Origin of the sequence: Pseudomonas sp. CFII64, assembly GCF_000416235.1 — a bacterium.
Lineage (GTDB): Bacteria > Pseudomonadota > Gammaproteobacteria > Pseudomonadales > Pseudomonadaceae > Aquipseudomonas.
In genome coordinates this window covers 98712-118959 of the sequence record NZ_ATLO01000051.1, presented here as the reverse complement: position 1 = coordinate 118959, position 20248 = coordinate 98712, and the positions used below count along the sequence as shown (strand labels likewise).

Annotated in this window: 18 protein-coding genes; 13 read left to right on the top strand and 5 right to left on the bottom strand. The window is 58.9% G+C overall.

Annotated elements, in window-relative coordinates:
• Position 1 precedes the first annotated feature (1 nt).
• From treZ to CFII64_RS26085, 9 genes are all read left to right on the top strand, one after another.
• A complete protein-coding gene (gene treZ, locus CFII64_RS26125; protein ID WP_020293876.1) occupies positions 2 to 1816 on the top strand; it encodes a malto-oligosyltrehalose trehalohydrolase in 1815 nt (604 codons plus the stop codon).
• Positions 1806 to 3884, top strand: a complete 2079-nt coding sequence (gene malQ, locus CFII64_RS26120; protein WP_020293875.1) for a 4-alpha-glucanotransferase — start codon at positions 1806 to 1808, stop codon at positions 3882 to 3884. The genes treZ and malQ overlap by 11 nt, the downstream gene beginning before the upstream one ends.
• Positions 3881 to 6664 (top strand): malto-oligosyltrehalose synthase, encoded by a 2784-nt coding sequence (locus CFII64_RS26115; RefSeq protein ID WP_020293874.1) that lies wholly within the window; start codon positions 3881 to 3883, stop codon positions 6662 to 6664. The genes malQ and CFII64_RS26115 overlap by 4 nt, the downstream gene beginning before the upstream one ends.
• A 17-nt stretch (positions 6665 to 6681) precedes the next feature.
• Complete coding sequence (locus CFII64_RS26110; protein ID WP_020293873.1) at positions 6682 to 7104, top strand: DUF2934 domain-containing protein; 423 nt, start codon at positions 6682 to 6684, stop codon at positions 7102 to 7104.
• Positions 7105 to 7258: 154 nt separating this feature from the next.
• On the top strand, positions 7259 to 9463 hold the full coding sequence (gene glgX, locus CFII64_RS26105) for a glycogen debranching protein GlgX (protein ID WP_020293872.1): 2205 nt from the start codon (positions 7259 to 7261) through the stop codon (positions 9461 to 9463).
• Positions 9460 to 10479 (top strand): acyl-CoA dehydrogenase family protein, encoded by a 1020-nt coding sequence (locus tag CFII64_RS26100; protein WP_020293871.1) that lies wholly within the window; start codon positions 9460 to 9462, stop codon positions 10477 to 10479. Before glgX ends, CFII64_RS26100 begins: the two co-directional genes overlap by 4 nt.
• Positions 10476 to 11234, top strand: coding sequence for a PIG-L deacetylase family protein (locus tag CFII64_RS26095; RefSeq protein WP_020293870.1), 759 nt, complete (start codon positions 10476 to 10478; stop codon positions 11232 to 11234). Before CFII64_RS26100 ends, CFII64_RS26095 begins: the two co-directional genes overlap by 4 nt.
• A complete protein-coding gene (locus tag CFII64_RS26090; RefSeq protein WP_020293869.1) occupies positions 11231 to 11845 on the top strand; it encodes an SAM-dependent methyltransferase in 615 nt (204 codons plus the stop codon). The genes CFII64_RS26095 and CFII64_RS26090 overlap by 4 nt, the downstream gene beginning before the upstream one ends.
• Positions 11842 to 12504: a glycosyltransferase family 2 protein gene (locus CFII64_RS26085; RefSeq protein ID WP_020293868.1), complete on the top strand. Its 663-nt coding sequence runs from the start codon at positions 11842 to 11844 to the stop codon at positions 12502 to 12504. Before CFII64_RS26090 ends, CFII64_RS26085 begins: the two co-directional genes overlap by 4 nt.
• Before the next feature lie 46 nt (positions 12505 to 12550).
• Here CFII64_RS26085 and CFII64_RS26080 read toward each other — a convergent pair whose 3' ends face one another.
• Positions 12551 to 13591, bottom strand: coding sequence for a hypothetical protein (locus CFII64_RS26080; RefSeq protein ID WP_020293867.1), 1041 nt, complete (start codon positions 13589 to 13591; stop codon positions 12551 to 12553).
• Positions 13592 to 13911: 320 nt separating this feature from the next.
• Positions 13912 to 14523 carry an FMN-dependent NADH-azoreductase gene (locus CFII64_RS26075; RefSeq protein ID WP_020293866.1) on the bottom strand — a complete coding sequence of 204 codons (612 nt, stop codon included), beginning with the start codon at positions 14521 to 14523 and terminating at the stop codon, positions 13912 to 13914.
• A 128-nt stretch (positions 14524 to 14651) separates the two neighbouring features.
• Here CFII64_RS26075 and CFII64_RS26070 point away from each other — a divergent pair, with 128 nt between their 5' ends.
• Together CFII64_RS26070 and CFII64_RS26065 are read left to right on the top strand one after the other, a co-directional pair.
• Positions 14652 to 15557 carry a LysR substrate-binding domain-containing protein gene (locus CFII64_RS26070; RefSeq protein WP_020293865.1) on the top strand — a complete coding sequence of 302 codons (906 nt, stop codon included), beginning with the start codon at positions 14652 to 14654 and terminating at the stop codon, positions 15555 to 15557.
• A gap of 23 nt (positions 15558 to 15580) precedes the next feature.
• Positions 15581 to 15925 carry an MmcQ/YjbR family DNA-binding protein gene (locus CFII64_RS26065; RefSeq protein WP_020293864.1) on the top strand — a complete coding sequence of 115 codons (345 nt, stop codon included), beginning with the start codon at positions 15581 to 15583 and terminating at the stop codon, positions 15923 to 15925.
• Positions 15926 to 15932: 7 nt separating this feature from the next.
• On the opposite strand, the gene CFII64_RS26060 is transcribed toward CFII64_RS26065, so the two are convergent.
• Together CFII64_RS26060 and CFII64_RS26055 are read right to left on the bottom strand one after the other, a co-directional pair.
• Positions 15933 to 16313 (bottom strand): DUF1294 domain-containing protein, encoded by a 381-nt coding sequence (locus CFII64_RS26060; protein ID WP_020293863.1) that lies wholly within the window; start codon positions 16311 to 16313, stop codon positions 15933 to 15935.
• A 71-nt stretch (positions 16314 to 16384) separates the two neighbouring features.
• Positions 16385 to 17215 carry an undecaprenyl-diphosphate phosphatase gene (locus tag CFII64_RS26055; protein WP_020293862.1) on the bottom strand — a complete coding sequence of 277 codons (831 nt, stop codon included), beginning with the start codon at positions 17213 to 17215 and terminating at the stop codon, positions 16385 to 16387.
• Between the two features lie 337 nt (positions 17216 to 17552).
• Between CFII64_RS26055 and pnuC the strand changes: the two genes are divergently transcribed.
• Together pnuC and CFII64_RS26045 are read left to right on the top strand one after the other, a co-directional pair.
• On the top strand, positions 17553 to 18116 hold the full coding sequence (pnuC, locus tag CFII64_RS26050; protein WP_020293861.1) for a nicotinamide riboside transporter PnuC: 564 nt from the start codon (positions 17553 to 17555) through the stop codon (positions 18114 to 18116).
• Positions 18113 to 18640 (top strand): AAA family ATPase, encoded by a 528-nt coding sequence (locus CFII64_RS26045; RefSeq protein ID WP_020293860.1) that lies wholly within the window; start codon positions 18113 to 18115, stop codon positions 18638 to 18640. Before pnuC ends, CFII64_RS26045 begins: the two co-directional genes overlap by 4 nt.
• 26 nt (positions 18641 to 18666) lie before the next feature.
• Here the strand turns inward: CFII64_RS26045 and CFII64_RS26040 are convergent, their stop codons facing one another.
• Entirely contained in the window at positions 18667 to 19992 is a 1326-nt protein-coding gene (locus CFII64_RS26040; protein ID WP_020293859.1) for a sigma-54 dependent transcriptional regulator, read from the bottom strand.
• Positions 19993 to 20248: the final 256 nt, after the last annotated feature.

Below are 20248 nucleotides of genomic sequence, written 5' to 3'. Positions count from 1 at the left end.
GATGCCTCTGCGTACAGAAAAAAACTGGCGCCACGGCGCCGTCCTGCTGGACTCTGACAACACCCGGTTTGCCCTCTGGGCGCCGGACGCGCAGCAAGTGAGTGTTGAACTGCAAGATGGCCAGTCTCTGGCCATGCTTGCGCAAGACGAAGGATGGTTTGCAATCGAGGCCCGCTGCCCGGCGGGCACTCAGTACCGCTACAAAATCGATGGGGACATGGAAGTCCCCGACCCCGCCTCACGCGCTCAAGCCTCTGACGTCCATTCCCCGAGCATTGTGGTTGATCCCCGGTCCTATGCCTGGCAGAACAGCCAGTGGCAGGGCCGTCCGTGGCATGAGGCCGTCATCTACGAAGTGCATGTGGGTGTTCTGGGCGGCTATGCCGGCGTCGAGACCCATCTGGAACGCCTGGCTGGACTGGGTGTGACCGCTATCGAGCTGATGCCGATCGCGCAGTTTCCCGGCACGCGTAATTGGGGCTACGACGGCGTGCTGCCTTACGCGCCGCAGTCGTCCTATGGGACACCGGACGAACTCAAGCATCTGATTGATACGGCCCACGGGTTCGGCTTGATGGTTATTCTTGATGTGGTCTACAACCACTTCGGACCCGACGGCAATTACCTGGGCGTCTATGCCAAAGGCTTCTTCCGCGAAGACGTGCATACCCCGTGGGGCAATTCCATCGACTTCCGCCGCCGGGAAGTGCGTGATTACTTTATTGATAACGCGCTGATGTGGCTGGAGGAATATCGCTTCGACGGTTTGCGCATGGATGCCGTTCACGCCATCAACGATTCGAGTTTTCTCACCGAGTTTGCCGCAACCGTCCACGAACGAATCCCCAAGCCGCGCCACGTCTGGCTGAACCTGGAGAATGAGTTCAATCAGGCCAGTCTTCTGGAGCAAGGCTTCGATGCCCAATGGAACGACGATGGGCACAACACGCTACACGTCCTGTTGACCGGCGAAACAGACGCCTATTATTCGGATTTCGCCCACGAGGCCACTGCAAAGCTTGCTCGTCTGCTCAGCCAGGGTTTTGTCTATCAAGGCGAAAGCACGCGCCATGGCCATGCTCGTGGCGAAGCCAGCGGGCATTTGCCACCGAGCGCTTTCGTGCTGTTTTTGCAGAATCACGACCAGATCGGCAATCGTGCCTTTGGCGAGCGACTCTCGCAGATCAGCCATGGCCCGGCGCTGAAAGCAACGACGGCGTTGTTGCTGCTCTCGCCAATGATTCCGCTGATGTTCATGGGTGATGAGTGGGCGGCGAGCGAGCCATTCCTGTTTTTCACCGACCACCATGGCGAATTGGCCGATGCGGTGCGCGAAGGACGGCGTGGCGAATTTGCCGACTTTCCTGCATTCGCCGATGAAGAGAAGCGCGAACACATTCCCGATCCCAATGAGCCGGCAACCTTCGAGGCCTGCAAACCGGCTTTCGACGCGGTGTACCTGGAAACCGACATCGGTGCCGATCACCACAGCTGGCTGGAGCTCTACCGCCAATTGCTGGAGATCCGCCATCGCGAAATCATGCCGCGTCTGCAAGGCGCACAAGCCCTGGGTTGCGACGTGTTGAGCGAAGGCGCTGTTTCGGCACGCTGGCGTATGGGTGACGGCACCCAACTGCGGATCGACCTGAACCTGTCCGAGCACGCTGTAACCGCGCCTAAATGGCACCCGGCCAGCGTTCTTTTTGAAACACTGCCACATGCGGCAGAACTTTCCCGCCGAGGCACCCTCAATCCTTACACGGCCATTGTCAGCCTGATAGCAATAGATGTTCTGGAGAGACAGGATGAGCAATGAGCAACTAGAGGCCCTGGCAACCGAAGCAGGCTTGTCAGTGGACTGGATTGATGCAAACGGCCGGCCGCAACGGGTCAGCCCGCAAGTGCTGTGCAAAGTACTGGACGGCCTGGGTTATCCCGCCGACAACCACGACGAGATCGACGCCAGCCTGCAACGGTTAAGAGCTGCGAACCATCAACCGACGCCCCCGCCACTGTTGACCGTCGACCACGGCAGCAACCTGGATTTGAGTGCGTGGTTTGAACCGGGCACTCCGTTTGTGCTGCTGCTGGAGGACGGCGCCACGATCGACGCCAACCTGACCGCCACCGGGCAACTGCCAGCGTTGGCGCCTGTCGGCTACCAGCAGCTGAGCATCGCCGGGCAGCATCTGACCATTGCCGTAGCGCCTGAAACCTGTTTCAGCATGGCCATGGCGACCGAAACTGAAGTCGCCCGGACCTGGGGCTTGACCGTTCAGCTGTACGCCTTGCGCCGCGAAGGCGATGGCGGCTTTGGTGACACGCAAGCGCTGGAAGTGTTGGCCCGCAAGGCGGGTGAGCGAGGCGCTGATGCCTTGGCGATCAGCCCGGTGCATGCGATGTTTGCCAACGATCCTCATCGTTTCAGTCCCTATTCGCCTTCAAGCCGGTTGTTTCTGAACAGCCTGTATTCTGCACCCGGCACGATTCTCGGTGAGCGCGCCTTGCGTCTGGCAATCGATGAAACCGGCCTCGCTGATGAGCTCAAGCGTCTCGAACAGCTTGAACTGATCGATTGGCCAGCTGCCGCGACAGCCAAATGGAAAGTGCTGCACAAACTGTACGAAGCGTTCAGCGGCTGTGATCACCCGCTGCATGAAGACTTCAATAGCTTCCGCCACAGTGGCGGCGAGGCGCTGGAGAATCACTGTCGTTTCGAGACCCTGCGTGACGAAAGCGAGCGCTTGGGCATCAGTCAGAACTGGCATGAATGGCCAGAAGAATTCAAGAATCCGCGTAGCGAAACCATTGCCGGCTTCGCCGCTGAGCATGGCGCGCAAATCAGTTTCCACGCCTTTGCGCAGTGGCTGATGGCGCGGGGCCTGGAGCGCGCACAAATCGCGGCACGCAGCAGCGGCATGCGGGTCGGCCTGGTTGCGGATCTGGCGGTGGGCGCCGACGGCGCTGGCAGTCAGGCCTGGAGCCGCCAGGATGAGCTGCTGTCTGAACTGACCGTCGGCGCGCCGCCGGACATTCTCAACCGTTCCGGACAAAGTTGGGGCATTTCGGCATTTTCCCCCACTGGCCTTAAACGCAACGGTTTTCGTGCGTTTATCGAAATGCTGCGCGCTAACTTCGCGCATGCCGGCGGGCTGCGTATCGATCACGTGATGGGTTTGCAACGGCTTTGGGTGGTGCCGCTGGGAGCTTTGGCCAGTGAAGGCGCTTATCTGAATTATCCATTGGACGACATGTTGCGCCTGTTGAGCCTGGAATCATGGCGGCATAAAGCCGTGGTGCTGGGTGAAGATCTGGGCACCGTGCCTGAAGGCCTGCATGAAAAACTGTCGGCCCGGGCCATCCTTGGCATGCGCGTATTGTTGTTCGAACAGCACAACGCTCATTTCAAACCCGTCCTGGATTGGTCGGACGAAGCCCTTGCGATGACCAGCACCCATGACCTACCAACCCTCGCAGGCTGGTTGGCCGAAAAAGACATCGACTGGAACCGCAAGCTCGATTTGGTCGACGACCAGCAAGCCGGGCAATGGCGCCTGGATCGCCAAAAGGAGCGTGCCGGACTGTGTACTGCGCTGGAGCAGAACTCCGATAATTTCTGCGACGACGGCCTGGAAATTGACCAGATCATCGATGCGTCGGTTCGTTATCTGGGCCATACCCGCGCGCCGTTGGTGCTGTTGCCGATGGAGGATGCGATGGGTCTGTCCGAGCAATTCAACTTGCCGGGCACTACTGACAGCCACCCGAACTGGAGACGCCGACTGCCAGGTGATTGCAGCGGCTTGCTGGATGATCCACACGTGGCGCGTCGCATCGAGCTGCTTTCTCAGGCACGTCTTCAAGCTGCGGAGCGTGACCAATGAGCCCGACGATCAATCCGCTGCGTGCCACCCAGCGTTTGCAGTTTCACAAAGACTTCACCCTTGACGACGCAGTGCCGTTGATTCCCTACTTCGCCAGCATGGGCATCAGCCATATCTACGCTTCGCCGCTGCTCAAAGCCCGCGCAGGATCGATGCACGGCTATGACGTGGTCGATCCACGCCTGATCAACCCGGAGCTGGGTGGCGAGCCCGCCCTGCTCCGCCTGGTAGGCGCGATGCGCGAACATGGCATGGGCCTGATTCTGGATATCGTGTCCAATCACATGGCGGTTGGCGGCGCGGACAATCCATGGTGGCTCGATCTGCTCGAATGGGGACGCCGCAGCCCGTACGCGGACTTTTTCGACATTCAGTGGAATTCGCCGGACCCCTTGCTAGAGGGCCAACTGCTGCTGCCATTCCTGAGCAGCGATTACGGCACCGTGTTGCAGGCAGGCGAGATCCCTTTGCGGTTCGACGCCGAGCATGGCGCTTTTTACATCGAGCATTACCAGCACCACTTCCCGATCAACCCGGCCACCTACGGTCCGTTGCTGGAATCGGCAGAACACCCTGAGCTGATCGAGCTGAGCAAGCGTTTTGCGGCGCTGGAACAGTATCCGCAGGCGTATGAACGTGCGCGTCAAGCTCGCGCGGAACTGGCTGAACTGGCCCAGGACAGCGCCGTCGCAGCAGCCATCGAGCAAGGTCTGGCACGTTTCGACTCCAGTAAACCGGAGGGTTTCGAGCGCCTGCACCAGTTGCTTGAGCGTCAGCACTATCGTCTGGCCAGCTGGCGAACGGCGGGTGACGACATTAACTGGCGGCGATTCTTCGACATCAATGAACTGGGCGGTTTGCGCGTTGAGCGGCCCAATGTGTTCGAGGCGACTCACGGCAAAATCTTCGAGCTGATCGCCAGAGGACTCGTCGATGGGTTGCGCATCGATCACATCGACGGGCTCGCCGATCCCCGTGGCTATGGACGTAAACTGCGCCGTCGCGTGGAAAGCCTGCTCTCGCAGCGACCAACGGGCACCGAATTGGCGCATTTGCCGATCTTCGTCGAGAAGATCCTGGGCCCTGACGAGCAGCTGCGCGAAGACTGGGGCGTTGACGGCACGACCGGTTACGAGTTCATGAACCAGGTGTCATTGCTGCAACATGATCCCAAGGGACAGGCTCCGCTGGCGGAGCTGTGGAGTCGATTGAGTGAACGCACTGCAGATTTCAATCAGGAAGTGCTGGAAGCTCGCGACTTGGTATTGCACGGCACCCTGGCCGGGGATTTCGAAAACGTAGCCCAATCCCTGCTGCAAGTGGCGCGCAGCGATCTGATGAGCCGTGACCTGACGTTGGGAGCGATTCGCCGGGCGTTGCTGGCGCTGGTGGTCAATTTCCCGATCTACCGCACCTATATCAGCGTGTGCGGCCGCTCCGAAGAAGATGACCGCTTCTTTGAGCAAGCCATGCAAGGCGCGCGCAATACGTTGAGCGAAGCTGACTGGCAGGTGCTTGATTACCTGCAACGCTGGCTGGGTGGCGAATCCTGGCGCGAGCTGCCACGCGGCCGTCAGCGCAAGTTGTATCGCAATGCCTGTGTGCGTTTCCAGCAGTTGACCTCGCCGGTGGCGGCCAAGTCTGTAGAGGACACGTCGTTTTATCGCAGCGCGGTATTGCTGTCGCGTAACGACGTGGGCTTCCACCCGCAGCACTTCAGCGCACCCGTTGAGGACTTCCATGCGGCGTGCCTCAAGCGTCTGGAATCGTTCCCCGACAACCTGCTGGCCACCGCCACGCACGACCACAAACGCGGCGAAGATACCCGGACCCGGCTGGCGGTGTTGAGCGAGTGTTCAGGCTGGTACGCCGAACAGGTCGAACGCTGGCGTCAACTGGCCCTGCCCCTCAAGGGTGACGCCGTCACGATCAGTACTGGCGATGAGCTGATGCTGTATCAAGCCATGCTGGGCAGCTGGCCGTTCGGGCTGGAAAGCGAAGACGACTACGAAGCCTATGCGAAGCGACTGACGCAATGGCAGGAAAAAGCCCTGCGCGAGGCTAAACTGCAAAGCAGCTGGAGCGCCAATAATGAGCCGTATGAGCGTGCCTGCCGGGAATTTTTGAATAACATCCTGCTTGCCCCTGAAGGTCTTGCATTGCGTCAGTCGTTAGGCGCCACCGCCAACCGAATCGCCGCAGCAGGAGCGCTCAATAGCCTGGCGCAGACTTTGCTTCGCAATACCGTGCCCGGCGTTCCGGATCTTTACCAGGGCACCGAGTATTGGGATTTCAGCCTGGTGGACCCGGATAACCGGCGCCCGGTCGACTATCGTGCAAGAGCGCAATCATTGCACGAGACTGCCAGTGTAACCGAGTTACTCGGCAACTGGCAGGACGGGCGGGTCAAACAGGCAGTGATTGCCAAGGTGCTGAACCTGCGTGCCGAACATCCAGGCTTGTTCAGTCGCGGCCAGTACATCCCGCTGGAAGTGGCGGGCGTACATGCTGATCGGGTCCTCGCCTTCGCTCGGATCCTGGATGGCGTACGCGCAATTGTCATTGTTCCACGCTTGTTTAGTGAACTATTGGGCACCGCCCAGGCTCCATTCATCAACGCTGACAATTGGGGAGATACGCGGGTCCTTTTACCGTTCACGGATTCTGATGCAGGTTGGAAGGGACTTTTTTCGGAGGCTGTAGTCACAACGGGTAGGGAGTTGTTGCTCAGCGCAGCGCTCAAGGATTTTTCTGTGAACCTATTTATCAAAACTACGTAATACCTGGGAGTGTCGAGATGAGTGCCGACGAAAAACGAATTCGCGAGTTTGCGTATCAGATTTGGGAATCAGAAGGCCAGCCTGAAGGTCAGGATGAGCGCCATTGGAAAATGGCCCGCAAACTGGCCGAAGCTGAGGCGAAGGCTCCAGAAAAGTCCTCGGCTGGCAAAGCAGCGAAGCCCAAGGCAAGCAAGGCCGACGGAGCTGCTGACGGTAAAACCGCGCCTGCCGCCAAGCCGACCGCCAAAGCGGCGTCAAAGCCAGCTACCAAACCCGCCAGCAAGGCCACCGCAGCACCGGCGGTCAAGCCTGCGACGAAACCTGCGGCCAAGCCTGCAACAGCTCCCGCAGCCAAGGCCAAACAGTCCACACCCGCGACCCAGGCAGAACAGCCTGCGAAAACCGCTGTTAAAAAGCCGCGCAAGCCTTCGGCTTCCTGAATTCTCAGGGTGCAGCGTTAGTTAAAGACCGCAGGGGACAGGTCGGTCACGGCCCTCCCCTGCGGCAAACCCATTTTTTTCAGTTTTTTGTTGAAGCCATGGGCTTCGATAGCGGTCCCGGCCGCCTTGTAAATCTACAATTCCAGGATAAGCCATGAGCACGCAGCAGTCTAAAACCGCAACAAAAGAGGCCCCTAAGGGCGAGCCCACCAAGGAGAAGAGCGCGATCCCGGAAATCAATTCCTCGCGCATCAAAGAAGGCCTGCCCTTCCCGCTCGGCGCGAGCTGGGATGGTCTGGGGGTCAATTTCGCCTTGTTCTCGGCCAACGCAACCAAGGTCGAACTCTGCCTGTTTGACTCCACCGGTGAAGTTGAACTCGAACGCATCGAGCTGCCGGAATACACCGACGAGATCTACCACGGCTATTTGCCCGATGCACACCCTGGGCTGATCTACGGCTACCGGGTCTACGGGCCTTATGATCCGCAAAACGGTCACCGTTTCAATCACAACAAATTGCTGATTGACCCGTATGCCAAGCAATTGGTCGGCGAGCTGAAATGGTCCGAAGCCCTGTTCGGCTACACCATTGGCCACGAAGACGGCGACTTGAGCTTTGACGAGCGTGACAGCGCGCCGTTCGTACCCAAGAGCAAGGTCATTGACCCCGCCTATACCTGGGGTCGCGATCAACGGGTCAGCGTGCCGTGGGATAAAACTATTCTCTATGAGACCCACGTTCGGGGCTTCACCATGCGCCACCCTGAAGTGGCCGATGAACTCAAGGGCACGTTCTCCGGCCTGATGGTCGAGCCGGTGATCGAACACATTCGCAAGCTGGGCGTGACCTCCGTCGAGCTGCTGCCGATCCATGCCTTCGTCAATGACCAGCATCTGCTGCAAAAAGGCATGACCAACTATTGGGGCTACAACAGCATTGCCTTCTTTGCTCCGGACCCGCGCTACCTTGCCCACGGCAAAATCGCCGAGTTCAAGGAAATGATTGCGCACATGCACCACGCCGGTCTGGAAGTCATCCTTGATGTGGTCTACAACCACACCGCTGAAGGTAACGAGCTCGGCCCGACCCTGTCCATGCGCGGGATCGACAACGCTTCGTACTATCGCCTGATGCCTGATGACAAACGCTTCTACATCAACGATTCCGGCACCGGCAACACACTGGATCTGAGCCACCCTTGCGTACTGCAGATGGTCACGGATTCGTTGCGCTATTGGGCCACGGAAATGCATGTCGACGGCTTCCGTTTCGACCTGGCGACTATTCTCGGCCGTTACCACGATGGTTTCGACGAGCGCCATAGCTTCCTGGTTGCCTGCCGTCAGGATCCTGTATTGCGCCAGGTGAAGCTGATTGCCGAGCCGTGGGATTGCGGCCCAGGCGGTTATCAGGTCGGCGGTTTCCCACCAGGCTGGATGGAGTGGAACGACAAATTCCGCGACACCGTCCGGGCGTTCTGGAAAGGCGACGAAGCCCAGCTGGCCGACTTCGCCGGCCGTATGACCGCGTCGGGCAACATGTTCAATCAGCGGGGCCGTCGCCCACAGGCCTCGGTGAACTTCATCACGGCTCACGATGGGTTCACGCTGCACGACCTGGTGTCGTACAACGACAAGCACAACGAAGCCAACGACGAAAATAATCAGGACGGCAGCAACAACAATCTGTCCTGGAACCATGGTGTCGAGGGCCCGACTGACGATCCGGAAATCAACGCGCTGCGCCTGCGTCAGATGCGTAACTTCTTCGCCACGCTGCTGCTGGCTCAAGGCACACCGATGGTGGTGGCCGGTGACGAATTCGCCCGTACCCAGCATGGCAACAACAACGCCTATTGTCAAGACAGTGAAATTGGCTGGGTCAACTGGGATCTGGACGAAGACGGTAAAGCGCTGCTCAAGTTCGTCAAACGCCTGATCAAGCTGCGCCAGACTTATCCGATCCTGCGTCGTAGCCGCTTCCTGGTGGGCGATTACAACGAAGAAATCGGCGTCAAAGACGTGACCTGGCTGTCTCCGGACGGCAGCGAAATGGGCATCGACCAGTGGGAAGACGCCAACGCGCGTTGCCTGGGCATGCTGATGGATGGCCGCGCGCAGGAAACCGGTATTCGTCGCCCAGGCGCCGACGCCACATTGCTGCTGGTGGTCAACTCTCACCACGACGGGGTCAATTTCACCCTGCCGCAGGTGCCGGAAGGCGCTCACTGGACGTGCCTGCTCGACACTAATCAGCCGGATGCACGCCTGAAAGAAGAGTTCGTCTTTGGTGCTGAATACACAGTCACGGCGCGTTCCCTGCTGCTGTTTGAATTGCAGCGCGACGAGCAGCCATGAGCCAGGCGCTGAGCGAGTTTCTCGATTGGCGCAGGCACGGCTATGCCGATACCCGCGCGCTGGGCGAGTGCTTGCAGGCGCTGGTGAATGAACGGCTGGATCAGCTGCCACTTCCCGCCGGCGGTCAGACACTTGAGCGCTGGCAGGCATTGGCCTGTGTTGCCGGGCACGACCTCGGGTTGTGCAAACTGTTCGAAGGTCATACGGATGCTCTGGCGATCATGCATGAGCTTCAGGCTCCCCTGCCCGACACGGGCAGCACCTGGGGCATGTGGGCTGCCGAGCCACCGCAGGCCAGGGTCAACGTTCGTCGCGACGCGGGTTCGCTGGGCCTCAACGGTCGCAAGGCCTGGTGTTCTGGCGCAGCGGTACTGAGTCATGCACTGATCACGACCTGGGACGAGCAGGATCGCCAGCAACTGGTGGCGGTCAAGCTGGATCAGGCAGGCGTCACCGTCAGCAATGACGGTTGGCGTGCCATTGGAATGGGCGCTACCGGCAGCGTGGAAGTGCTGTTCGAGAATGCTCAGGCGATGGCGGTTGGGGAACCCGGCGCTTATTTGGCCAGGCCGGGATTCTGGCAAGGCGGCATTGGAATTGCCGCCTGCTGGTACGGCGCGTCCCGTGCGATTGCCCAGCGTTTACTGCAACAGGCAATCAAGCAGGATGAACCCCATGCGATGGCGCATCTGGGTGCGGTGGATGTTGCGCTGCACGGCGCGTCAACGGTGCTTCAAACAGCAGCTGTCAGCCTCGATTCAAACCCGCACGACAATGCCGAGCTAATGGCTCGGCGCTGTCGTGCGGTTATCGAGAACAGCGCTGAACAGATTATTTCTCATGTGGGTCGTGCGATGGGGGCTGGCCCCTATTGCAAGGACGCGCATTTCGCCCGGTTGATCGCTGATCTGCCGGTCTTTCTTCGCCAAAGTCACGCAGAACGAGACTTGGCGGCGTTGGGTCAGCTGACCGCCCGTCTTGGGTCGGTCCCGCCATCAAGGACGTGGCTGTTATGAAAGAGAATCCCATCGTGGGCAGCGGAACGTCGCTGCAAGCCTGGAATAATTCGCACAAACTCGCTCAGTTGCCCGTGATCACGGTGGATGCCCTGGTGCCTGTCAATTCCCGTGCAGTCATCATTGCACCGCATCCGGATGATGAAATCCTCGGCTGCGGTGGCCTGATGCGCCAGCTTGCCCAACTGGATCGCCAGTTGAAGCTGATCTCCATCACCGACGGCAGTGGCAGCCATCCTGGCTCGCAAACATGGACAACCGAGCGCCTGAGCGTTATTCGCCCTCAGGAAAGCGCCGAGGCCTTGCGTCGCCTGGATGTTCCTTTGCACAGCCTGCAATGGATTCGCGGTGGGTTCAGCGATAGCGCGGTCGCCGAACAGGAGGACGAACTGGTTGCCTTTCTTGAACGCTACCTGCGCCCCACCGACGTGGTGTTTGCGACATGGGCCATGGATGGGCATACCGATCATGAAGCCGTTGGGCGTGCCAGTGCTCGCGCCGCCGCCGCAGTGGGCGCGCAATTTCATGAGGTGCCCATCTGGGCCTGGCATTGGGCGGATCCCGAAGACGAACGTCTGCCTTGGGATCGGGCGCGCAAGATCCTCCTCGACCCGATGACGACCGCACGCAAGCGTCATGCGGCGCATGCCTTCGCCAGTCAGCTTGAGGGCGATCCACTGATCGGCTTGCCGCCGGTTTTGCCACCCTCGGTATTGGAACGACTGCTACGCCCCTTTGAAGTGGTGTTCCTGTGAATCGTCAATCCTCAAGTGTCGATGATGATTATTTCGACGCACTGTTTAACGGCAACGACGACCCGTGGGCGTTTAAAAAACGCTGGTATGAACGCCGCAAGCGCGCGTTGACCCTCGCTGCCCTGCCCAAAGAACGTTACCAACATATTTTTGAACCTGGGTGCGCCAACGGCGAACTCAGCGCGGCTCTGGCCACGCGGTGCGAGCGTCTGGTCTGTTGTGACACCTGCATGCCAGCGGTCGAGCTGGCACGAGAACGCCTTGCCGGTTTCAGCCATGCCAGCGTGATGCATGGCCGTCTGCCGCAACAGTGGCCGACAGGTCAGTTCGACCTGATCGTGCTCAGCGAATTGGGTTACTACCTGGATGAGCGTGACCTGCAGCTCTGGATTGATCGCGCGTTGCAATCACTGACTCAGGACGGCCAACTGCTCGCTTGCCACTGGCGGCCGCAGATAGACGGCTGCCCGATGAACGCCGAGCAGGTGCACGCAGTCCTTCAGGATCGTCTGGGCATGCTACCGATTTTCAATCATCAGGAACCTGACTTCCTGCTCGATGTGTGGAGCCGAGACGCTACGTCAGTCGCGCAAAGGGAGCATCTTCGATGATTGGCGTACTCATTCCCGTGCATAACGAGGAGCAGCTGCTGGGCGCATGTCTGGAAACCGTGCTGCGAGCGGGTCAGCATCCAACCCTCGCCGGCGAACAGGTGGTAGTCCTGGCCGTGCTCGACAGCTGCTCCGATGCCTCGGCCGAGATTGCTCGTGGCTATCCGGTCGCGATCCTCGAAGTCCTGGCGCGTAACGTCGGCCAGACCCGTGCGGCCGGCGCGCAGTATCTACTGGACCTTGGCGCTCGGTGGATCGCCTGCACCGATGGCGACAGCACCGTTGCCGAAGACTGGCTGGTGGAACAGCTGGCGCTGGACGCCGATGCGGTGTGCGGCACCGTTACCCCGGGCCAGTGGGACAAGGATATTCCTGAACACGCGCAAATCCGCTACCAACAGCATTATGAGCATCGCGACGACCACCGGCATATCCACGGTGCCAATCTGGGCGTGAGTGCCGCAGCGTACCTGCGCGCCGGAGGATTTCCGCCGCTGGCCTGTCACGAAGACGTTCAACTGATCCGTCAGTTGGAGATGAGCGGCGCACGTATCGCCTGGAGTTGCCGCCCGCGTGTGACCACCAGCATGCGACTCAATGCTCGCGCCCAGGGCGGTTTTGGTGATTACTTGCGAACGCTGAGTAGCAGTCCGGCTTGATCCGGCAGCCTGCTGGCCGCGACATCAAATCATCGCTGTCTGAATATCATTGCTGATGCGCGGTCTGCATGCCGGTGTGAGCAAGCTCAGGCATGCCCAGCACCTCTTCAAAAAAACGCACGGCTTCGGCGCTCAGGTTGCGATGGATATCTTCCCGATCCACGCCTTCCCGATCGGTACAGACGATCGGCATGGTCGCTCGCTGTTCGTCTGTGCAAGGCGCCATGAACACAAAGTGCCCTGCCCCGGCCAATAGCTTGTAATCCGGGGTTTGCGGCAACTTGCGCGCCAGGGCATCGGCGTTCATGTCGATGGCCAGCAATTCGTCGCCGTCGCCGCTGTACATCAATACCGGCACATGAACATCGCCCAGTGTGGTACGGCCAAACATCAGACTGAGCGGTGCCATCAACATCAGTGCGCCAACCCGGGGATCGGCCTGCGGGCTGAGATCATCCCGGTCGGCCAGCAGTTCACCCTGAGTCTTGCAGGCGTCTCGATCCTGCGGGCGGTCCAGGCAATATTTGCGCAGACGCTGCAGGTCCGGTTGCGCGCCGGCGAGGATCAATGCCGTTTCGCCGCCGGCCGAATAGCCAATGACGCCGACCTGATTGGCACTCAGGTAAGGCGCCAGCATGGGGTCAAGCAGCGCCGCACTGATCGCTTCCGAAACCTGCAAGGGTCGCCCATAAAGGTTGCTCAGGCTGCCGAGGCGGCTGTGGTCGAGATAATTGTCGCCCGGATGGATCACCGCGACGACGACAAAGCCTTGCCGAGCCAGCGACGTCGCCAGATCGTGCAGCGCGAGCGGTGTGCCGGTGTTGCCGTGAGAGAGCACCAGAAGTGGAAAGCGGCCCATTGCAATGTGTGCGTCCTGGGCGGCTTCAATGGCGTAGCCCTGGACCTTGCTCACCTGCTCCTCGTCGGTCGACGGATAAAAGGCGATGGCGTGCATCGGTTGTGAATCCAGTGGATCGGGAAAATCGATCTGATGAAAGCCAACGCTCCAGGTTTCGGCCGCCTGTATCTGCACCGAAATCAAGCCGTCGAACAAACAAATCAGCAGCAGTGCACATAGACGCACCATGACAACACCCTACCTTGGCTCTACATCGACCCACGCCTGTTGGCGTATATACGAATGAGAGTCGCTTTAGGGGAAATAGTGCATAAGCCGGGCCAACGAAATGGAAATAAACTTGAAGCCGCAAATAACCTCGCAGCTACCCGTTGGAGGCTCGCTCGCGAGAATGATTACGAGGTGGATCCGGGCTCGATCGAGGACAAGTCCTCTCCCACAACAGCCTTGTGCCAGTCGCGACCATGAGTCTCCAACCGTCCCGGTTATCGCGCAACAAAAAACCCCAACGCCCGATGTGATCGTTGGGGTTTTTTTCAGCTCAGCGATCAGGCGACTGCGAACAACTCTTCAGCAATCAGCTTCCGGGCGCTGCTGATAGCATTCGCGCGCGGCTCGTCGCCGTAGGCCAGACCATGGGCAAACACGAATTTGAGGTCGGTGACGCCGATGAAACCGAACAGCAAACGCAGGTAGTCTTCATGACCGACGCTGCTAGGCTGACCCTGATGCAGGCCACCTGCCGTGGAAACAATGATCACCTGCTTGCCGCCGCACAGGCCTTCCGGGCCGGCTTCGCTGTAACGGAAAGTACGGCCGGCGACGCTGATGCGGTCGATCCAGGCTTTGAGCTGGCTTGGAATGGTGAAGTTGTACATCGGTGCGCCGATGACTACGACGTCAGCGTCGATAAATTCCTGCAACGTGGCTTCGTTGCCATCCACTTCCTGTTTCTGCGCGACGTCACGGCCTTCCAGCGGCGTGCCGGCGGCAGCGAGGCTCGAAGCGGAAAAATGGTTCAGGGCATCACTGGCCAGATCACGATAAGTGACCTGGGTGTCGGCTTCACCGGCCTGGAAGGCCTCAACAACGGCGCGGCTGAGCTGACGCGAAGCGGAGTGATCGCCGAGGATGCTGGAGTCGATGTGCAAAAGTTTCATAACGTGCTTCCCAAGTGGAGAATCGCCGCTTGGCGATCAAGTGGGATAATCCTACAGCGCAAACCAATGGCTGATTAGTCGGCATAAATGCGATAGTTCGTCCCATCTATAGAACAATCGGAACGCACATGCAGGATCTCAATGATCTTTATTACTTCGTTAAAGTGGTCGAGGCTGGCGGTTTTGCGGCCGCCGGGCGCCTATTAGGTATTCCAAAGTCGCGATTGTCACGGCGCATTGCCGAGCTGGAAACCCGCCTGAATGTCAGTCTGCTACAACGCACCACCCGCAAACTGGCGCTTACTGCGGTGGGCGAACGCTATTTGAGCCATTGCCAGGCAATGCTGCTGGAGGCGGAAATGGCCGATGAAGCGGTCGCATCCCTGTCTGCGGAGCCACGCGGGCGATTGCGGGTTTCCTGCCCGGTGGGCATGGTTCACTGGAACCTGGCTTCGGTGATCGATGAGTTTCTGTTGCGACACCCCCATGTCCAGCTCGAAATGCTGCTGGTCAATCGGCGCGTCGACCTGGTCAACGAAGCTATCGATGTGGCGTTGCGCGTACGCGATATCGGTGATGAAGACCCAAGCCTGATCGTTCGCCAGTTGTCAGTCGCTCATGTCGCGCTGGTCGCTTCCCCCGCGCTGCTGGAGGGCATCGCCATTCACGTCCCGGCGGATCTCGCCAGCCTGCCGGTGCTGGGCGCTGTCGAAGCGGACCGCAGGGTTCACTTCCGGTTGCAACACCTGGACGGCCAACGCGTCGAAATTGCCCTGGAACCACGTCTGGTCGTCGATGATTTTCCGATTCGCAAAAGCGCTGCATTACGCGGACTCGGGATAACGATGTTGCCGATGATGAATTGCCACGAGGAGTTGGCCAGCGGGCAGTTGATCCGGTTGCTGCCCGACTGGTCGCTCCCGGGCGGCAATCTCCAGGCCGCTTACACTCAGCGACGTGGCATGCTGCCTGCGGTTCGGGCCTGGATCGATCACGTCACTGAGTCCTTCACCCAAGAGACAGGCTGCGCTTGAGCCCGCGTGCGCCGGAGATCGTTATGCAGATAGAAGAAGTCGCGCAATTTTGCCTGCAGCTGCCAGGCGCTCGCGAAGATTACAAATGGGGCGGGACACGAGTGTTCTCGATAGCCGAGAACAAGATGTTCGCAGTCATGGACCTTGCAGGCAAAGGTCTGTCATTCAAGGTCGCGCCGGAACTGTTCCTGGGCTACGTCGACCGTCCAGGCATTCGTCCGGCGCCCTACCTGGCACGGGCCTACTGGATCAGCGTGGCGGTGCCCTACTCCCTCAGCGACGCCGAACTGCAGGACTTGCTGACGCGTTCGCACCAGTTGGTGGTGAGCCGGCTGCCCAAGCGTCTGCAAGTCGCACTGAAGTTCTGATCGCTGATCAGTAAAAGTGCCTGGCCAGGAAATTACCGCCCAGGAATACCCGGTCGATCCACACCACTTGATGCAGGAGGATGATCAGCCAGAACACCAGTTGGTAACTGATCTTGCGCGTCTTGTGCCGGAACACCTGCTGCGCCAACAGTGCACCCGGCCAACCGCCCAGCAACTCGGCGCCATGGAGGACTTTCTCGGGCGTGCGCCAGCCATCCAGCCGGGCTTGACGCTTGTCGCGCCAATACAGGCCGAACGTCAGCAGGCTCATGCCCAGATAGACAGCCGAAGGTAGCCACGATCCCTGCAGCAGCATCGACAGGGCACCGAAAAACGGTACCGCGCAGACCAGGATCAAAATAATCAGCTTGAGTTTCGGGAACTGCATGGAACGCCTGGCCCGAGCGGCTTCGGCGTTGTTCCTGTTTCCTGGCGGGTTAGGCGCTTGCATTGTGGTTATCAGCCTTTGACCGAAGTCCAGTCCACCCAACCGAACTGCCAGGTAGCCAGAATCAGCAGACCGAAAGCGATTCGATACCATGCAAACACGGCATAGCTGTGACTGGCGATGAATTTCAGCAAACCGCGCACAGCGATCATGGCGAAGACAAACGAGGTGATGAATCCGATGGCGAACACCGGGAAGTCATCCGGGCGGAACAGGTCGCGGTACTTGTATGCCGAATACACCGCAGCGCCGACCATCGTCGGCATCGCCAGGAAGAACGAAAACTCGGTGGCGGTCTTGCGCGACAAGCCGAACAACAGGCCACCGATGATCGTCGACCCTGAGCGCGAAGTCCCTGGAATCATCGCCAGACACTGGGCCATCCCGACTTTCAGGGCGTCGACCCAGGTCATTTCGTCCACGCTGTAGGCGCGGATGACATGCTCCCGGCGTTCAGCCCACAGCATGATCACGCCGCCTATTACCAGCGCCGTGGCAACAGTGATGGGGTTAAACAGATATTCATGAATCAGATCCGCGAAAATCACCCCCAGCACCACCGCAGGCAGGAATGCGATGAACAGATTGAGGGTGAAACGCTGCGCCTCGCGTTGCTTGGGCAAACCGATGATCACATCAAGAATCTTGCGCCGGAACTCCCAGACCACCGCCAGAATTGCGCCGAGCTGAATGATGATGTTGAACGCCATGGCCCGCTCACCACCGAAGTCGATCAAGTCAGCGACAATGATCTGATGTCCAGTGCTGGAAATGGGCAGAAACTCTGTCAAACCCTCCACTACCCCGAGAATCAATGCCTGCGCGGCGGTCCAAAGATCCATCATTCCCCCAGTGAAGCAATGCTCGAAGCAGGCCTCTAAAAATTGTCGAATTCAATCCGGTCGCGAATATGCCCGGTTCAATGTGAAAACCCCGTAAAAACCGGAACTTGGCGTTGCTTCCGGTGCGAGGCGTGGCGATGCTAGCAGACCTTATGGCCGCTGCGCTTGCATTGAAACCTGGCGCACAGGCGTTGACGTTTTGCGGCTCAATGTGTGGCGGAGTCTATCGATGCCGCATTCCTGGCTTGCGACCTGTGTCCCGCGCAGCAAAGTCTGCCTGATCGTTCGATATCCGCTTACAATCCCCCGCGTTTTTCTTCATCGCCAAGGAGTACCAATGTCCCCTCTTGAACTGTTCGCCGCAGCCTTGGGCGTAATCGCTGTCTGGCTGACAGTCAAACAGAATGCATGGTGCTGGCCTATCGGTCTGGTGATGGTATTGATCTACAGCTGGATTTTTTATGACATCAAGCTGTATTCCAACGTGCTGCTGCAAGTGATCTATGCCGCGCTGCAAGTCTACGGCTGGCTGCAATGGACCCGCCGTGGCCCTACACTCCAGATACGAGCGATAACCTGGCTGCCATCGGGCAGCGTTTTCATCGGCCTGGGTTTGGGGGTGGTCGTGAGCCTGGTATTGGGCGCGCTCATGGCAAACTTCACCGATGCGGCACAACCCTGGCTGGATGCGGCGCTGACGGGTTTTAGCCTGGTGGCTCAGGTCTGGATGGCACAAAAGCGCGTGCAATGCTGGCCATTGTGGATTGTCATCGATGTCATTTTTGTCGGTCTGTTCGTCTACAAGGAGCTGTACGTGACCGCTGCGCTCTACGGGATGTTCCTGCTCCTGGCGATCCAGGGTTGGCGCGAATGGCATCGCACTCCGGCGCTTGCTCAATGAAGGTTCTGGTGCTTGCCGGCCCCGAATCCAGTGGCAAAAGCTGGCTGGCCGCCGAAATACAGCGCCACTTTGGCGGTGTTGTGGTGGACGAGTACGTCCGTGACTTTATTGAAGAACAGCAGCGCGACACGGTTTACGCAGATATCCCGGCTATCGCTCAAGGACAACTGGACCGAGAAGATGCCGCCCGCGCTACCGCCTGCGCGCTGGTCATTCTCGACACGCACCTGCTGAGCAATATGCTTTGGAGTCACGCGTTGTTCGGGGATTGTCCGGCCTGGATAGAGCAGCAATTACTGCAACGCCGTTACGACCTTCATCTGTTGCTGGCACCCGAAGGAGTCGACTGGATCAGCGACGGCCAACGCTGTCAGCCAGAGCTTGCGTCACGCCAGGCGTTCTTTTCACTCAGCCAGCAATGGCTGCAAGCGCATGAGCAGCCTTACGAAGTGATTAGCGGAGATTGGGTCAATCGGCGGATACAGGCTTTCGCAGCTGTTCGGGGACTGCTCGCTGGCGACTGATTGCCCGGCGTAAATACCCCAACGCATCATCGAATCTGGTGTTTGTGCAGCAATCGGTAAAACGTTGGACGCGATACGCCCAGAACCTTGGCCGCAACGCTGAGGTTGTCGCTGTGGCGGGTCAGCACGTCACACAGCGCCTGACGCTCAGCCCGGGATTTGTAGTCATCCAGGGTGCCCATGCTGGTCACTGCTTCGTCTTCACCCATCAAGCCCAGATCAGAGGCTTCGATCTGCCGACCTTCGGCCAGGACCAGGCCGCGCCGCACCCGATTTGCCAGTTCCCGCACATTGCCTGGCCAGTCATGCTTGCCCATGGCAATCAATGCGTCCTGACTGAAGTTGCGCGCCCGACGGCCGGTTTCCTGGCTGTAGAAATGGGCGAAATGGTTGGCCAACAACGCGAGGTCGCCATGCCGCTCGCGCAACGGCGCCGTTCCGACCTGCAAGACATTAAGCCGGTAGTACAGATCTTCGCGAAAACGCTTTTTGCGAATGGCCGCTTCAAGGTCGACATGCGTTGCCGCCAGCACCCGGATATCAACCGGGATCGGTTCACCACCACCGATACGCTCGATATGCCTCTCCTGCAGGAACCTCAGCAAATTGGCCTGCAGGTCCATGGGCAAATCGCCGATGTCATCGAGAAACAACGTTCCGCCATCAGCCGCTTCAATCTGACCAATCTTGCGCTCGGTAGCCCCTTCGAATGCCCCCTGTTCGTAGCCAAACAACTCCGCATGCATCAAATGCTCCGGAATGGCGCCGCAATTGATCGCAACGAAAGGTTTATGCCGGCGATGCGACTGCATGTGCAGCGTGCGCGCGATCAGCTCTTTGCCGGTTCCACTTTCACCACGAATCAGCACCGGCGATTCAGTGGGTGCCAGTTTGCTCAACAATCTGCGCAATTCACGAATTGGCCGACTTTCGCCGAGCATCTCGTGTTCCTGACCCGACACATAAGTACTGCCCTGAGACCGCAACCGCGCCATACCGAATGCACGGCCCAAGGTTACCTGCATGCGGGCCACATCAAAGGGCAGCGTATGGAAGTCGAAGAACCATTCGCAGACAAAGTCTCCGATTTTTTCCCGGCGCAGATCATCGGGTGTAAGCACAGCGATCCACTCAGTGTGGCTGCGTGTAATAAGCTCCTTGACCAACTCGGGGTGGTCGAAGTGATAAGGCATCAAGCGAATCAGGCCCACATCACAGCTGCGGCCGATGGCAGACTCTAGAGTGCTGCTGTCGACGTCCCAGCCTGCAGCGCGCAGAACCGGAATGAGCTGGTGACAGTCATCGCATGGATCAACAATTAATAGACGTCGCGGTGGTGCCGATTCATGCATAAGAATTCCCTGGCGCCCTGATTCCAAAATTAAAGAAGAAAGTTTCGTATAAACAGACAGTTGGCGTGCACGATCCTTACATTAGCAAAAATTTGACACGCACTTGTACCGTTTAACTATAAGCCTAAGATCAAAATGTAATTAGGCGACTGAACGCGTGGATTTTCATTAATGCAACGGTTATCCAATAGGCTTAGTTGCCCGTTAGTTGGCGTTGACGACTTGTCTGGAGGCAGCGAAATACGTGGCACCTGTA

What these genes read in the sequence shown, in the direction of transcription:
- treZ (WP_020293876.1), top strand. Translation starts at nt 2, where the DNA reads ATGCCTCTGCGTACAGAAAAAAACTGGCGCCACGGCGCCGTCCTGCTG.
- malQ (WP_020293875.1), top strand. Translation starts at nt 1,806, where the DNA reads ATGAGCAATGAGCAACTAGAGGCCCTGGCAACCGAAGCAGGCTTGTCA.
- CFII64_RS26115 (WP_020293874.1), top strand. Translation starts at nt 3,881, where the DNA reads ATGAGCCCGACGATCAATCCGCTGCGTGCCACCCAGCGTTTGCAGTTT.
- CFII64_RS26110 (WP_020293873.1), top strand. Translation starts at nt 6,682, where the DNA reads ATGAGTGCCGACGAAAAACGAATTCGCGAGTTTGCGTATCAGATTTGG.
- glgX (WP_020293872.1), top strand. Translation starts at nt 7,259, where the DNA reads ATGAGCACGCAGCAGTCTAAAACCGCAACAAAAGAGGCCCCTAAGGGC.
- CFII64_RS26100 (WP_020293871.1), top strand. Translation starts at nt 9,460, where the DNA reads ATGAGCCAGGCGCTGAGCGAGTTTCTCGATTGGCGCAGGCACGGCTAT.
- CFII64_RS26095 (WP_020293870.1), top strand. Translation starts at nt 10,476, where the DNA reads ATGAAAGAGAATCCCATCGTGGGCAGCGGAACGTCGCTGCAAGCCTGG.
- CFII64_RS26085 (WP_020293868.1), top strand. Translation starts at nt 11,842, where the DNA reads ATGATTGGCGTACTCATTCCCGTGCATAACGAGGAGCAGCTGCTGGGC.
- CFII64_RS26080 (WP_020293867.1), bottom strand. Translation starts at nt 13,591, where the DNA reads ATGGTGCGTCTATGTGCACTGCTGCTGATTTGTTTGTTCGACGGCTTG.
- CFII64_RS26075 (WP_020293866.1), bottom strand. Translation starts at nt 14,523, where the DNA reads ATGAAACTTTTGCACATCGACTCCAGCATCCTCGGCGATCACTCCGCT.
- CFII64_RS26070 (WP_020293865.1), top strand. Translation starts at nt 14,652, where the DNA reads ATGCAGGATCTCAATGATCTTTATTACTTCGTTAAAGTGGTCGAGGCT.
- CFII64_RS26065 (WP_020293864.1), top strand. Translation starts at nt 15,581, where the DNA reads ATGCAGATAGAAGAAGTCGCGCAATTTTGCCTGCAGCTGCCAGGCGCT.
- CFII64_RS26060 (WP_020293863.1), bottom strand. Translation starts at nt 16,313, where the DNA reads ATGCAGTTCCCGAAACTCAAGCTGATTATTTTGATCCTGGTCTGCGCG.
- CFII64_RS26055 (WP_020293862.1), bottom strand. Translation starts at nt 17,215, where the DNA reads ATGGATCTTTGGACCGCCGCGCAGGCATTGATTCTCGGGGTAGTGGAG.
- pnuC (WP_020293861.1), top strand. Translation starts at nt 17,553, where the DNA reads ATGTCCCCTCTTGAACTGTTCGCCGCAGCCTTGGGCGTAATCGCTGTC.
- CFII64_RS26045 (WP_020293860.1), top strand. Translation starts at nt 18,113, where the DNA reads ATGAAGGTTCTGGTGCTTGCCGGCCCCGAATCCAGTGGCAAAAGCTGG.
- CFII64_RS26040 (WP_020293859.1), bottom strand. Translation starts at nt 19,992, where the DNA reads ATGCATGAATCGGCACCACCGCGACGTCTATTAATTGTTGATCCATGC.